This window comes from Mesoplasma coleopterae (assembly GCF_002804245.1).
Lineage (GTDB): Bacteria > Bacillota_I > Bacilli_A > Mycoplasmatales > Mycoplasmataceae > Mesoplasma > Mesoplasma coleopterae.
On the sequence record NZ_CP024968.1, the window covers coordinates 699,083 to 714,122 of the forward strand.

Annotated in this window: 13 protein-coding genes and 2 tRNA genes; 3 read left to right on the top strand and 12 right to left on the bottom strand. The window is 28.3% G+C overall.

Translation table 4 applies throughout. The features are described from left to right. Positions 1-11: 11 nt before the first annotated feature. Complete coding sequence (locus tag MCOLE_RS03185; protein WP_100671376.1) at positions 12-1,805, bottom strand: hypothetical protein; 1,794 nt, start codon at positions 1,803-1,805, stop codon at positions 12-14. Between the two features lie 255 nt (positions 1,806-2,060). Here MCOLE_RS03185 and rpsD point away from each other — a divergent pair, with 255 nt between their 5' ends. Continuing rightward, positions 2,061-2,687, top strand: a complete 627-nt coding sequence (gene rpsD, locus MCOLE_RS03190; RefSeq protein WP_023026135.1) for a 30S ribosomal protein S4 — start codon at positions 2,061-2,063, stop codon at positions 2,685-2,687. Positions 2,688-2,940: 253 nt separating this feature from the next. Here rpsD and tyrS read toward each other — a convergent pair whose 3' ends face one another. The 3 genes from tyrS to ytpR are packed head-to-tail and all read right to left on the bottom strand — an operon-like array spanning position 2,941 to position 5,834. Further along, positions 2,941-4,182: a tyrosine--tRNA ligase gene (gene tyrS / locus MCOLE_RS03195; RefSeq protein WP_100671378.1), complete on the bottom strand. Its 1,242-nt coding sequence runs from the start codon at positions 4,180-4,182 to the stop codon at positions 2,941-2,943. 11 nt (positions 4,183-4,193) lie between these two features. Then, positions 4,194-5,249: a nicotinate phosphoribosyltransferase gene (locus MCOLE_RS03200; RefSeq protein ID WP_100671380.1), complete on the bottom strand. Its 1,056-nt coding sequence runs from the start codon at positions 5,247-5,249 to the stop codon at positions 4,194-4,196. Between the two features lie 3 nt (positions 5,250-5,252). Then, positions 5,253-5,834 carry a YtpR family tRNA-binding protein gene (gene ytpR / locus MCOLE_RS03205; RefSeq protein WP_100671382.1) on the bottom strand — a complete coding sequence of 194 codons (582 nt, stop codon included), beginning with the start codon at positions 5,832-5,834 and terminating at the stop codon, positions 5,253-5,255. A gap of 77 nt (positions 5,835-5,911) precedes the next feature. Between ytpR and MCOLE_RS03210 the strand changes: the two genes are divergently transcribed. Next, positions 5,912-6,742, top strand: a complete 831-nt coding sequence (locus tag MCOLE_RS03210) for a DegV family protein (protein ID WP_100671384.1) — start codon at positions 5,912-5,914, stop codon at positions 6,740-6,742. An 8-nt stretch (positions 6,743-6,750) separates the two neighbouring features. Further along, a complete protein-coding gene (locus tag MCOLE_RS03215; protein ID WP_100671386.1) occupies positions 6,751-7,602 on the top strand; it encodes a DegV family protein in 852 nt (283 codons plus the stop codon). A 50-nt stretch (positions 7,603-7,652) separates the two neighbouring features. Here MCOLE_RS03215 and MCOLE_RS03220 read toward each other — a convergent pair. The 8 genes from MCOLE_RS03220 to rpoC form a co-directional block, all read right to left on the bottom strand. Beyond that, positions 7,653-7,728, bottom strand: a tRNA-Trp gene (locus MCOLE_RS03220). A gap of 45 nt (positions 7,729-7,773) precedes the next feature. Continuing rightward, positions 7,774-7,849: transfer RNA gene (locus MCOLE_RS03225), tRNA-Trp, on the bottom strand. Positions 7,850-7,910: 61 nt separating this feature from the next. Further along, positions 7,911-8,372 carry a Fur family transcriptional regulator gene (locus tag MCOLE_RS03230; RefSeq protein WP_100671388.1) on the bottom strand — a complete coding sequence of 154 codons (462 nt, stop codon included), beginning with the start codon at positions 8,370-8,372 and terminating at the stop codon, positions 7,911-7,913. 2 nt (positions 8,373-8,374) lie between these two features. Further along, positions 8,375-8,599, bottom strand: a complete 225-nt coding sequence (locus MCOLE_RS03235; RefSeq protein WP_100671390.1) for an acyl carrier protein — start codon at positions 8,597-8,599, stop codon at positions 8,375-8,377. Positions 8,600-8,629: 30 nt separating this feature from the next. Continuing rightward, positions 8,630-8,965, bottom strand: a complete 336-nt coding sequence (locus tag MCOLE_RS03240) for a hypothetical protein (protein ID WP_100671392.1) — start codon at positions 8,963-8,965, stop codon at positions 8,630-8,632. Beyond that, complete coding sequence (locus MCOLE_RS03245; protein WP_100671394.1) at positions 8,952-10,082, bottom strand: hypothetical protein; 1,131 nt, start codon at positions 10,080-10,082, stop codon at positions 8,952-8,954. Before MCOLE_RS03245 ends, MCOLE_RS03240 begins: the two co-directional genes overlap by 14 nt. 75 nt (positions 10,083-10,157) lie before the next feature. After that, positions 10,158-11,111, bottom strand: coding sequence for an L-lactate dehydrogenase (locus tag MCOLE_RS03250; RefSeq protein WP_100671396.1), 954 nt, complete (start codon positions 11,109-11,111; stop codon positions 10,158-10,160). A gap of 157 nt (positions 11,112-11,268) precedes the next feature. Then, positions 11,269-15,033, bottom strand: a complete 3,765-nt coding sequence (gene rpoC, locus MCOLE_RS03255) for a DNA-directed RNA polymerase subunit beta' (protein WP_100671398.1) — start codon at positions 15,031-15,033, stop codon at positions 11,269-11,271. Between the last annotated feature and the right edge of the window lie 7 nt (positions 15,034-15,040).

A 15,040-nucleotide genomic window follows, 5' to 3' on the forward strand; every position in this document is an offset into this window, starting at 1 on the left:
TAATTTCTATCTTAGCTAATTGCTATATTTTTTGAATTTAATTTAGTTAATATAGTAACATTATCTTTTAAGCATTCAATGTAATTTTCTTCTTGCAATTTCTCCAAAGATTTTGAAATACTTTTGTCAATTGATTCAATTCCACCAAAACGGTTTAAATATGAAAACGTTACTTCAGAAAGTTTAGCTAAGTAAATTGTTGAGGCCATATCATTTTTCATAATAGCAAAACTTATTATTTTAGCATCCAAAAATTGAATCATTTCATCGTATTTTTCTTTATCATAAAATAATTCTGGATTATTTTTTACATTTTTTTCAGATTTTTCCAATATTTTAAATCCTGTATTTATATGCTCTTGGAAAGTTTTTAAAATTGATATATTTGGATTTTTTGCAATTATTACTTCCATAACAACAAGAACTTTTTTCAAACTTATATTTCTAGATTGAATTTCATTAATTATTTCATTCTTAGATGTCAATTGAGCTCTTATAACTCTTAAATTTTCAAATGATAAAAATATCTTTGAAATTATATCTATTAAATTTGAACCTTGTTTTGCATAATGAAGTTTTTGGAAAGATGTTTCGCTAATTGCAAACTCTTCTAGTAGATTTGTATATTTTTCATTTTGTTCTTTAATTATTTGTTCTACAGATAATATTTTAGTTCTAATACTATTTATATTTGCAACATTATTACCAAACTGCTTATTTATACTTCAAATATCGTAAAGAGAAGTGATTTCATTTTGAACTGAAGAAAAAGAATTCTTAATAACTTTTTGACTATTTTCTATAAATTGTTTAATAGCTGTTTCATATTTCATATCAATTTCAAATCCTTTAATCTGAGCTAGCAATGTTTCTGAATTTTCATAAGCTCTTTCAAAGTTTAAAGAATATATTTCTCTCTTGATATTTGTTGATAAGTTTTTATAAAAATCTGAAATAGATGAAAACTGTGATCTTCTATTATTTTTTTGAAGCTCATTATTTGTTGAAGTTTGAAAAATTGATTTACCAATTTCATCTAGTTTATCTTTCAATTGATTATCAACCAAATAAAACATTTTTTCAGTATGATCTAAAATTAAAATTAACTTTGAAATAATTTCGTAAGCTTCTTTAAGGTTTGCTATTGCTTCATTAAATTTTGAATTTTTAATTTCTGCACCAGCCAATTCAATACACGAGTTTAAGTTATATAAAAAATTTGCATTTAAAGAATTTCGACCTCAAACGTCATTTGAAATTCCATTTTTTGCTTTAATTAATGTTTTTATATTATTTGTTTCTTCAATAACACTTATGTATCAATCTCTTGCAATTTTTTGCATTTCCAAAATTTGTTCAACATTATTAACAGTATATATTGTATCTGATTGTAATCCACATGCATTATCAAAGATTTTTTTTGCTTTTAAATAATTTCTTATTGTTGGCTTTGGTTTATAGTTGTTTACATTAAACATTTTTGTTGTTTCATCAGCAAGTTCCACAAATCTTTCAGCAAATATGTTGTAATAGTTTCTTAGTAAAATTTTGAAAGTGGGTTCTAAAAATTTATTCTCTTTATTATTTAATGATATTTTATGAAAAATTTTTATTTTTACAAATAAAGGTGACGAATTAACAAGTTCAAGTTTTCTAGAACTTTCATATGTATACTCAACAGTTTTTTTATATAAAACTAAAGCTATTAGTGTTCCTATTAAACCAAATAATGAGACCATTACTAATATAATACCAACGATAAATAAGGCTGTTTGTTTACTTGATAAAGTTGCCATTAAATTCATGAAATCACCACTTTTCTACTATATATTATTATAACAAATATATTTAATACATTTGTTGTTGAAAGTAATCTAGTTTATATATATAATATTAAAGTTATTGTTTATATTCTGCAGATGAATATTTACTAAAAACTGTTTACACTTATCATAATTTAAAAGTAACTCTTGGCAGTAAGAGCGAATTAGTAAACTGGTTAGTAAGGAATTCATCAAAGACTATTTTTAATAACGCTATTTTAAAAAAGGAGATAACGTATGTCAAGATATACAGGATCAACATTTAAAAAAGCAAGAAGATATGGTTTCTCAATTCTTGAGAATGGTAAAGAATTTAGCAAAGGTAAAAAAAGAGTAACTACTCCAGGTCAACATGGTAAAGACAAAGCTCGTTTAAAAATGAGTGGGTACGGTGCTCAATTACAAGAAAAACAAAAAGTTAAATTCATGTATGGAATGACTGAAAGACAATTTAGAAATACATTTGCTAGAGCTAAAAAAGTTCACGGTGGAATTTTAGGGACAAACTTCCTAGTGTTATTAGAATCAAGACTAGATAACATCGTTTTCCGTCTTGGATTCGCAATGACTAGACAAGCTGCTCGTCAATTAGTAAACCACGGACACATTTTAGTAAATGGTAAAAAACTAGACATTCCTTCATACCAAGTAAAACCAGGTGATTCAATTGAAGTTAAAGAAGCTATGAAGAAAAACGATAAAATTGCTGAAGCATTACAAAATAATGAATCAACAGTTGAATTCGTTAAAGTAGACAAAGCTAACTTAAAAGGTCAATTTGTAAGACTACCTGAACGTCAAGAATTAAACGTAGAAATCAACGATGCTTTAATTGTTGAATGATACAACCGTTTAATTAAATAATAATTAAACAAATTAAAACACCAGTGATCATCACCGGTGTTTTTTTATCTTACATTATATAAAACTCATCTTTTTAGATGAGTTAATTTTGTTTTGAGAGAAAAAATAAAATGTAAATTTGATAATAAAAGTATATATAAATGAAAAGATTTAAAAACTGCTTTAGCAATTTTTATGCGGGGGGATAAATACTTATCCCCTATTTTTATTATATATATTTTTTTCCAAATGTTAAATAATATTTTGGAATTTTTTATTTTAAATTTAGTAAATAGTATTTTCTCTTACCTTTTTTAACAATAATTTTATTATCTTTAATCGTTTTAACTTCACTTAAAAGCATATTTTCATCAATAATAACCTCATCATTAAAAGATATTGCTCTTGAATTAATGAACTCTCTTGCTTCTCTTTTTGATGTTGCCGCATTAACATTAACAATTGCTTCAATTGCCAATGTTGTTTTTTCAACATCAACTGTTGGAATTGATTTAATTGCTAATTCTAAAAGATCATCATCTAAATTTAAAATATTTCCTGCGAAAAAAGCCTCAGTTAACTTAATAGCTTTATTTAATTCAGCTTCACCATGAACAAATTTAGTTACTTCTGAAGCCAGAGTTTTTTGCATAGTTCTTAAATGCGGTGCCTCTTTATGTTTTAACTCTAATTCTGAAATTTCTTCTTGTGTTAGGAAAGTTAAAAATTTTAACATTTTTACACAATCATTATCATCTTGGTTAATTCAAAATTGATAAAAGTCATAAACACTAGTTTTGTTTGCATCTAATCAAACAGCACCAGATTCTGTTTTACCAAATTTTTTTCCATCAGATTTTGTTAATAACGGAATTGTAAACCCAGCAGCTTCAGTATTTGCTGAACCCACTTTAGTAGAAATATAATCTGTTCCACTTGTTATGTTTCCTCATTGGTCACTTCCACCAATTTGAACTTTACAATTATGTTTTATATATAAATTATAAAAATCATATGCTTGTAACATAGTATATGAAAACTCTGTAACAGATAAACCTGTGCTTATTCTAGTTGCAATCGAGTCTTTGTTTAATAAATAACTAATATTAAAATCTTTTCCAACGTCTCTTAAAAAATCAATTAATGACATTTTTCCTAGTCAATCAGCATTATTAGCAAATGTAACATCTGGAATAATTCTTAAAAGTTGATTTTGAATAGCATTTGCATGAAATTTAACTTGTTCATCAGTTTGTAATTTTCTTTCATCTGCTTTAAATGATGGATCACCAATCATACCTGTTCCACCACCAATTAAACCAATTGCTTGAAAGCCTGCTTGATCAAATCTTTTAAGTGTAACTATCATCATTAAGTGACCAACATGTAATGAATCAGCAGTTGGGTCAAAGCCACAATAAACAGCAGCTCCATCTTTTTGAGCTTTTAATAGCCTTTCTTCATTTGTGATTTGTTTAACCAATCCTCTTCATTCTAATTCTTTAATTATGTTCATAAATTCTCCTTTTATTTTATTTGTTCTAAACGGTCAGAAGGCATATTTTTTCTTCCAAATTTTGCTTGCTCTTTACCATTTATTAGAACAGCATCACCTGTAAAGTTGTTATCTATTTTTGCTAGATATCCGCCAACTCCATATATATCAACAGGTACGTTGTTTGCTTCAAATTCTTTAATTCTTTCTGCTGTTAAACCAGAAGAAACAATTATTTTTACATGTCTGTTTCCTGATTTATCAAGTGCGTTTCTGACTTCTTTAATTAAATATTCATTTACACCATACAAATCAGCATTAGCTGGGTATTTTGTTTTATTTTCTTCTAGATATTTATCAATTAAATTTCCTGAAGTGTCAATTCTAATAGCTCATAACTTTTCTTTAAAGTGATTAGCAACTTTAACAGCATCTCTAACACAATCATTATTGTAATCAATTAATGATAATAAATTACTTTCAGGAAAGGTTCTATGAAATGCTTCTGTAGCTTTTATAATATCTCCATCAAATGCCTGAATAAGTGCATGTGGCATTGTGCCAGATGGCTTTGGAATTGACTCATCATTAATCAATTCTAGTGATGCTTCTGTAACAAAAAGTTTTATTCCACCAATTCATGAAGAATACCCATCATTTGCCAAAGTTAAGTAAGAATCAGCACGATCCATCATATTTAAAACGGGTTTACCATTTGCAGCAGAAACTACTCTTTTTGAATTGGTTGCTATACAAGAATTTCTTGCCAATATTCCATCAATCATTCCTTCCAATCAACCAAAACTTGAATACTTACCTTCAATTTTTAAAACTGGTTCATTTGCGTTAATAATATCTCCATCATTTAATGTTCATATTTTCAAACTTTTATATTCTTCACATGCAAACTCTAATAACTGTAAAACTTCATTTATGCCTGACAATGTAATGTCATTTTTTCTTTGAAAAAATTGCATAGTCACAATGGAATTAGAAAGTTCATTTTCTATAATAGTTCTTGTTTTTTTGAAATAGTCAGCAATATAATAACCGTTTTTAATTCTTTTATCAAAAAGTATTTTTTTCATAAATTATCCTTTAAACTCTTCACCTAAAATGTTGTGGTATTTTTCATCTAATTCAATAATTCCCTCTGAATTAAATTTTTCTTCTTCTATACCTAATTCTTTAGCACTGCATAACATACCTTCAGAATCAAAACCTCTTAGTTTTCCTTTAACTATTTGTATACCATTTGGCATTCAACTTCCGTGAGTGGCTACTACAACATAAATCCCTTCTCTTGCATTTCTTGCACCACATACAATTTTTAATATTTCTGATTTAATGTCTACTTCACATGCACTTAAATGTGTGTCTGGTATTTTTTCACATTTAATTATTTTTCCTATTAGAAACTGAGGCAAGTTTTGTAATTTCATTATATCTTTTAATTCAGAGTTGATATATTCATAAATCTCAGGTTCATTTATTATAAAACTTTTATTTATTTCTTTTTTTACATTAAAAATATTTATACCAACAATTTCATCTTGATTTTTCAAAATAACAATATTTTCAATTTTTTCTAATGCTGTTATAGGTTTATTGTTGAAAGTTAGCAATAAACAATTGAATTCTTTGTTATAAAATACTCCAAATTTTGTAGTCATACGTTCACCTCTATTTTAATAATTTTATTAATATTATATAATTAAGTTATTAAAAAAGCACTACAGGAGGTTAGATTATGAAAATAGCTATTTTAACTGACTCATCATTTGATGGGAATCTAAAAAGTTTTAAAGATTTGTACCAGGTTCCTCTACTGATTGTTGAAGAAGATGGCACAACACATTTCAGTGATGATAAGTTAGACGATAACTTTTTTTATGACTTATTAGAGAAGCAGATTCTAAAGACCGCACAAACCACACCAGGGGAAATGTTAAAAGTTTGAGACAAACTTTTAACTGAATATGATCAAATAATATTCTTACCTTTATCAAAAGGATTGAGTGGACAATTTAGTACTTACAGAATGATAAGTGAAACTGAAGAAGAATATAAGGGAAAGGTTTTTGTTTGTGATACTAACGGAGTAAGTATTATTAATCAAGAATTTGTAAAAAAAGTTGCCTTTTGAATTGCACAAAATAAAAAAGGTTTTGAAATAATGGAACTAATTTCAAAATCAAATGAAGATTTTATAGGTTACATTATTCCAAAATCATTGGACACATTGAAACGTGGTGGGAGAATAAGTCCTGCTGCTGCTAGTTTAGCAAAAATGCTAAAAATTGTACCAATACTTAGATATGATGGAAAAATTGATAAAGAAGCTACAGCAAGAACTTTTAAAAAAGCTATTAACGAAGCTTTAGATTTGATTAAGAAGAATGCAAAGGGTGTTAAAACTGTTGATATTTCTTATTCAAAAATGGAACCAGAAACATTAACAGAAATTGTTAAAATAATTGAAGAAAAAGGATTTACTATAAATTTAAAAAGTCAGATAACAAGTGTTATCGCAGCCCACACAGGCAAAGAAACATTAGCTATAGCAGCTTGAAAGAAATAGGAGGATTTATGAAAATAGTTATTTTATTAGATAGTTCAGGAACTAATTCATCAGAAAAAATAAAAAATAAAAATATTGAAGTTTTACCGTTACATTTTACTTTTCCTAATGGAACAGATATGTTAGATACGCCAAAAGAAGTAAAGGAAAAAAACATTATTAAACTTATTTCAGAAGGTGTTGACATTAAAACAAGTCAAGCTAGCCCCGGTGAAGTTGAAAACAAATATGACGAACTTTTAAAAACTTATGATCATATTTACCACATACCTATTACTGGTAATTTATCAAGTATGTTGCAAACAGCTATGATGGTTTCAAGAGATGATAAGTATATAGGAAAAGTAACTGTTTATGAAAATTTAAACATTGCTGCTCAAGCAATAGAACAAACAGCTCTTTACATAACTAAATTGATTGAAGAAGGCGTTATTGAAACTCCTGAACAAATTACTGAAGCAATTAAAGACTACGAAAAATCAATGTACATTGCAATTCTTCCTGGTGATCTTAAAAGACTAACAAGTGGTGGAAGAGGAAAAAAAGCAGTTACAGCCGTTTTAAATCTTTTAAAAACTAAAGTTTTAATTAAGTGAGAGGCTGAACCCAAAAAAGAAGCAATGGGTAGAACTATTCATTCAATTATGGAAAGAATCACAAAAGTTTACCATGATAACTATACTGATGGGTATGAAATGGTTTTTGTCAGAACTCCATTAACAGCTTCAAAAATATATGAAGCTGCAAGAACTGCGTTAATTGAAGCGAAAGTTAATTTTTCAGAAGAACTAATTCCTAATATTTATACAGCTCATGCTGGTGTTGACACAATAGGTTTTATCATTACTAAGACAATATAAAAAAATGTTTAACAAGGTTAATACCAAGTTAAACATTTTTATTTATAAATTGGCAGAGGTAACAAGACTCGAACTCGTGACACTCGGTTTTGGAGACCGATGTTCTACCAACTGAACTATACCTCTAAAAAAAGTACTCTTACCTGTGGAGAGTACTTTGTTTCTTAAAAATGGCAGGGGCAGCAAGACTCGAACTCGCGACACTCGGTTTTGAAGACCGATGTTCTGCCAACTGAACTATGCCCCTATTAAACACTTAAATATTATAAATAAAAAAATGTGTTTTTTCAATCTTAATATATAAAGCGCTAATTTCTTTTTTTAGTACAACTTTCACAAATGACATGTAATTCAATTTTTACGTGTTCTAGCTTTTGCTTCTTATCTAATATTAAATCCTTAAATTCATCAAAATTTATATTTGTTATTTTGTCTGCTGACACATGTTCAATGTTTCCACATTCATCACATTTAATGTGTGCTGATTTATTTGTTGAAAGTTCATATCAAATGTTTTTTCCATCAAATGTATTTGATGCTATTATATGTTCTTTTAATAAAAGATCTATTGTATTATAAACACTTGCAAGATTAACATTAGTTAAATTTTTTTCAAGTTTTAATGTTAATTGTTGAATATTTATATGTTCTGATACAATAATAAGTTTAATTATGTTAGATCTTATTTCAGTTATTTTAATTGAATTAACTTTTAGTTGGTCAATAATTTCATTATATTTTGCTTGCTGAGCTTTATTTAACTTTAACATAATTATTTTGTTAACTCTGTAATAACATTCTCTAAATCTTTAATTGTTTTAATTTCTAAAAGCTTATCATCAGGAACAAATATTGATAGACGATCCTCCAAAACTGTAATCATATCCATCAAATCTAACGAATCTAGACCAATAGTTGAAAATTGAGTTTCAGCTGTTAAATTTCCTTTTGCACCTTTGCTTTTTAATTCTTTAATAATTTCATTATGTATATTCATTTTTATCACCTAAACAAATTATAACATTTATTAAGCTTTTTCTAATTGGTAATATCACTTATAATTTTTGAATTCATTTCATATATTTACTTCAACCTTATTATCTTTAAAAATAAACTTTATATCCTGTATGTGGGCTTGATTTTCCATCTTAAGAAGAAAAGCACTAATAAACATATCATTATCAATATTTCCGTTCTTATCTACAAAAGTGTGCCACTCATTTTCTGCAAAAATAATTTTTTTAATATTCAAAGTATCTACTTTATTTGAACTAAAAAAATTAGCTGAAACAATGGCGAAGTACAAACTTGTTAGTCCTGAAACTAATAATAAAACTATTAATAATTGCTTAAGTAATTTCATATTCTTTAACTGCCTCCTTTATTTCATCAGCTGTTAACAAAATTAATATTGATCAAAATTCATGTGTGAAACTATAAGTAAAATTTTTACCTTCTTGAATTTCAAATTTTATTGAATCAATAAATTTAAAATTACTATATGATTTAATTGGTAAAATAATATCAATATTTTCACCAAAAATTTCTAATTTAACTTGAATATTTTGATTTTTATTTCAATTAAAGGGATTCAAGAGTAATCCTGGTTCGCCTTTATCTAAAAGTACCTTTTTATTTTTTTCATCTAGAAATGAGTTTTCAAGGTAAACCAATTTTATAGACTCTTGACTTTCTATTAGCTTGGGCTTTAATTCTCCTGTGTAATAATTTTTAAAATCTTTTTCATTATTGATTTTAAACTCATTTAGTTTTACAGCTGGAAATATTTTGTTATTTTTTATTTGTTGGATTTCATCAACTAATGTTTGATTAAAATTAATTAGATCTTCATTTTTATCAATATAATCTAAATTAATTTTTCCCAACTCAGAATATTGTCTATTAACCTCAAACTCGGAAAATTTAAGATCAATATTAGCTTCCACTATACACTCTGAACTTCATATTTTTTGTTTGTTTTTATTATCATAATAAGTTAAGTAATTGACTAAATTTAAATTTATTTTATTATCAACTTTAGTAAATTTTGGATTAAGTTTGATTGTACCCTTTGATTTGTAATTTAAGTTTTTGTAATCATGACTCAAACCAAAATTTAAATTTATAGAATGCTCCATCTTCAAAGAAACAGGTATTTCATAACTAAAAAATATTTTATTTTCGTTATCGACTATGTAGTTTTTTGGTATAGCAGAAGTTGGTTTAATTTCTTTTAGATCAGAAGTGAAAAGTTTAAAATCTAAGTTTTTGATATCATAGTTTTCATTATATTGTTCAGTGTTAACCATATTTGGATTTAGATTTAAGCAAACAAGCATTTTATAATAACTATTTTTATTGACAACATAAGGTTTGTTAAAGAATACTATTTCTGGAGCTAAAAAAGATTGCATATTATTGGAAGTAATTGTTTCAACTATAATATCGGTATTAAACTGTTGTTCTGTTTGTGCTAGCATTTTATTCACCTCAGTTATAATTAAGGAAAAAATATAAAAAAAATAAGATGACAAGCATCTTATTATTAATTTCAATTAAGCTATAGCTTCTTTTGCTTTTTGGTAAGTTGCATCTAAAGCATCACATGATTTCTTAAATGCATCTTTTTCTGCGTCTGTTAAATCTCATTCAATGATTGTTTCTCATCCTTTTGATCCTAAGATTGCAGGAACTCCTGTGTAGAATCCTTTTTGTCCGTATTCTCCATTTAATTTAGCACCAACCATGAATGTTGTTTTTTCATCTCTCAAGATTGCTGATGAAATAGCAGCTAAACATACACCAATTCCGTAGTAAGTAGCACCTTTACGTTCAATAATTTCATATGCCATTCTAATAGCTCTTGTTCAGCATTCTTGCAAGTCAGCATCAGTAATTTTTCCTTCAGCTAAGTATTTGCTAATTGGTTGTCCCATAACTGTTGCTTTTGAATAAGCAGCAACTGATGAATCTCCATGTTCTCCCATAATATATGCATTAACTGATTTTGGGGCTACATTTAATTTTTCAGCAACTAATCTTCTTAATCTAGCTGAGTCAAGAGTTGTTCCAGCTCCAACTACTGAATGTTCGTCATAACCAGTTACTTGTTGGTAAACAGTTGTTAAAACGTCACATGGATTTGAAGCAATAACAGTTACTCCATTAAATCCTGATGCTTTAATAGCTTCAGCAATCCCTTTCATAATTCTTGAGTTGTCAGCAATTAATTCTAATCTTGTTTCACCAGGTCTTTGAGGACGCCCTGCTGTAATAACAATTAAATCAGCATCTTTACAATCTTCATAAGTTCCTGCTTTAATTGTAAATGGCTTGTCTAAAACAGCCATTGTATCTTGAATATCAATTGCATTTCCTTCAGCAGCTTTTGTATTAACATCAATTAATACGTATTCTTCAGCTAGCCCTTGGTTAACTGCTGAGTAAATAAATGACATCCCAACAGCTCCAGTACCAACTAACACAACTTTGTTTGAAGTTTTTTTCATAATTTAAATTCTCCTTTTAATTATTTCTCTCTATACAATAATTATATTCTCTATGTTTTAAAAAATTAAGCATTTTAGAATAGAAAATTACAATTTATAAGTGTTAATTAAAACAAACAAAAAGTGTTACCTTTCGGTAGCACTTTTAAATTAAATACTAGTATTCGTTTTTGTGGTATTCTTCAGCAATTTCCATTACTTCTTCAATTCCAGTTAAACCTGTTCCTGCAGGAATTAAATTTCCTAACATAATGTTTTCTTTCAGACCTTCTAATTTATCTTCTCTTCCTTTAATAATAGCGTCTGTTAACACACGCGCAGTATCTTGGAATGAAGCTGATGATAATCAAGATTCTGATTTCAATGGAGCTTTTTTAATACCTAAAATTTGGTTTTTAGCAACCGGAGGTACTTTACCTTCACGGATACATTGAGTAACTACTTCTTTGAATTTTTGTTGAGTTACAATTTCACCTTGTAGTAAATGAGATTCACCACTTTGGATAACTTTAACTTTGTTTAACATTTGTTTTACAATAATTTCGATATATTTATCTGAAATTTCAATACCTTGTAAACGGTAAACTTTTTGAACTTCTTTTAAGATGTAGTTTTGTACAGCTGTAGTTCCAGCAACTTCTAATAGATCATGTAAGTTAATTGAACCCTCAGTAAGTTTCTTACCTGGTTTAACTTCATCACCTTTATTAACTCTTAACACAGCGTTATACATTGTTTTGTATGGTTTATCAATTTGTGTTCCATTAACTTCTTCAGTAACAATAATTGTATTAATCCCATTTTTGTTAATAATATCTGTAACAACTCCAGCTTTTTCAGCAATAATAGCAACTGAACCTTTTTGAGTTGTAACGTCAAGTAATTCTTTAATACGAGGAAGACCTTGAGTAATATCAGCGTCCCCTGCAACCCCTCCGGTATGGAAGGTACGCATTGTAAGTTGAGTTCCTGGTTCACCAATTGATTGAGCAGCAATAACCCCAACAGGTTCTCCAATTTTAACTAATGATGCTGTTGCCAAGTTACGTCCATAACATCTTTGACAAACACCTTTTTGGTTATCACAAGTTAATACTGAACGAATTGTTACTTTTGTAATTCCAGCAGCAACAATTGCGTCAGCTTCTTTTGATTCAATTAAAGTATCTTTAGCAATTACAATATTACCTTTAACATCTTTAATGTCATTGAATGAGTAACGTCCAACGATTCTGTCTTTTAATGGAACAATAACGTTATTATGTTTTGTATCAATAACTGCTTCAATTTCAAATCCTTTGTTTGCTTTACAGTCTTCGTTAACAACAACAATTTCTTGTGAAACGTCAACTAAACGACGAGTTAAGTAACCTGAATCGGCAGTTTTTAAGGCTAAATCGGCCATCCCTTTACGAGCACCGTGAGTAGAAACGAAATATTCAGAAACTGATAAACCTTCACGGAATGATGATTTAATCGGAATTTCTTTAATATCCCCTTTAGTATCGTTCATAAGTCCACGCATACCTACAAGTTGTGTAAAGTTAGAAACATTACCACGGGCTCCAGAATCCGCCATCACGAAAACAGGGTTTTTAGTATCTTGTTTTAATACTAATTCAAGTCTTTTTTGAATGTCATCTTTAACATCAGATCAAACTTCGATAACACGGTGTTTTTTCTCTTCTTTAGTTAACATCCCTTCGTTGTAGAAACTTGTAATTTCTGCAACTTTTTGATCAGCCTCAGCAAATTCTTCATATTTATGTTTAAAGGCAACAACGTCACCTGCTGAAATAGTTGTTCCAGATTTTGTTGAATATTTAAATCCTAAATCTTTCATTTTATCTAGCATTTCAGCAGTTTTTCTTGCTCCAAAATTGTTAAAGTAAATTTCAATAATAATTGATAATTCTTTTTTCTTAATTGGAGAAACAATAGTGTATTCTGCAATGGCTTCATTAATATCTTTTGAGAAATCAAAGATAAATGAATTTACAGCTTCTCTTGCATCATAAATACTTGATGAATTAATTCATGGGAATGAATTATCAAAAATTTGGTTAAATAAGATTTTACCAACTGTTGTTAATAAATAACCTTTTCTTTGCTCATCATTGAATTTTTCAGTTGGTAATGCATCAACAGCAATTCCAATAATCGCGTTTAATGAAACATTTCCTGTGTCGAATGCATTGATTGCTTCAGTAATTTCAGCAAACATTGTTCCTTCACCTAATTGATTTTTTTCTTCAAAAGTAGCATAGTAGTTACCTAAAATAATATCTTGCCCCGGAGTAACAATCGCTTTTCCATCTTTAGGTCCTAAAATAGCGTTTGATCCTAACATTAAAGCTCTAGCTTCAGCAACAGCTTCTTTTGTAATTGGAACGTGAACAGCCATTTGGTCCCCATCGAAATCGGCGTTAAACGCAGTAGTTACAAGTGGGTGAAGACGAATTGCTTTCCCTTTAACTAATTTGGGTTCAAATGCTTGAATACCAAGTCTGTGAAGAGTAGGAGCACGGTTTAATAAAACTGGTCTATCTTTAATAACGTGTTCTAAAGCTTCTCAAATTTTTGGATCGTTTTGTAAAATCATTTTTTCAGCAACTTTAACGTTTTCAGCATATTCATGTTCTTGTAATCATTGAATTACAAATGGTTTGAATAATGTTAAGGCCATTTCACGAGGAATTCCTGCTTGATACATTTTTAAGTCTGGTCCAATAGCAATAACTGAACGACCTGAGTAGTCAACACGTTTTCCAAGTAAGTTTTGACGGAAACGTCCTTGTTTCCCTTTAAGTACACTAGTTAATGATTTCAATGGACGTTTGTCTTTTCCTTGAATTGGACGTGGCTTACGTTCATTATCTAATAATGCATCAACAGCTTCTTGTAACATACGTTTTTCGTTGTTAATAATAATTGATGGTGCACCCATTTCTTTAACTTTTAGTAAACGTTCATTTCTAATAATAATACGACGGTATAAATCGTTAATTTCAGAAGTTGTAAATCTTCCTCCATCCAATTGAATAATAGGACGAATATCTGGTGGAATAACTGGTAATACGCGTAACACCATTCATTCTGGTTTTTGATTTGAACGTTTTAATGATTCCAAAATATCTAATCTTTTTAATAATTTTGAATTATCAGCGTTTGGTCCAATAGCATCTAAAGTATTTTTTGTAATTTCGATTTCTTTATCTAAATCAATTTGTTTTAATAATTCTTCAATTGCAGAGGCACCAATACCAAATTTAGCATCAGTATATTTTGAAATTAAAGCAGTAGCTTCATCAATTGAGAATGGAATAGTTGGATTGTTTAATTCTTCTAATAATCTTTCAGCTTTTAATGTATCTCTATGATCTTTATCATTAATTAAGGCAATAATTTCTTCAATAGCAGGTCTTAATTTGCTACGAGTTTTTTGTGATTTTGAAACTCCTAAATCTAAAACTTCTTTAGCTGCAAAGTGTTTTGATGTTCCTGGATCTAAAACGATGTGAGAAACAAAGTAAACAACTTCTTCTAATTCTTTAGATTTTAAGTCTAATAATGATGCGATTCTTGATGGAGATACTTTAACCATTCAAATATGAGTAACAGGTTCTGCTAATTCAATGTGCCCCATTCTTTCACGACGCACGATTGATTCAGTTAATTCAACACCACATTTTTCACATTTTTTCCCTTTATTCATAGGGTTAGCTTTTTTGAATTTTCCACAAAAACATTCATAGTTTTTAGTTGGTCCAAATATTTTTTCGTCAAATAGACCATCTTTTTCAGCCTTTAATGTTTTATAGTTAATTGTTTCAGGCTTAGTTACTTCTCCATGTGATCATGAACGAATAGTATCAGCACTAGCCAATTCAATTTTAATTACTTTATTGTTTTTATTTTCCATTTTGCCC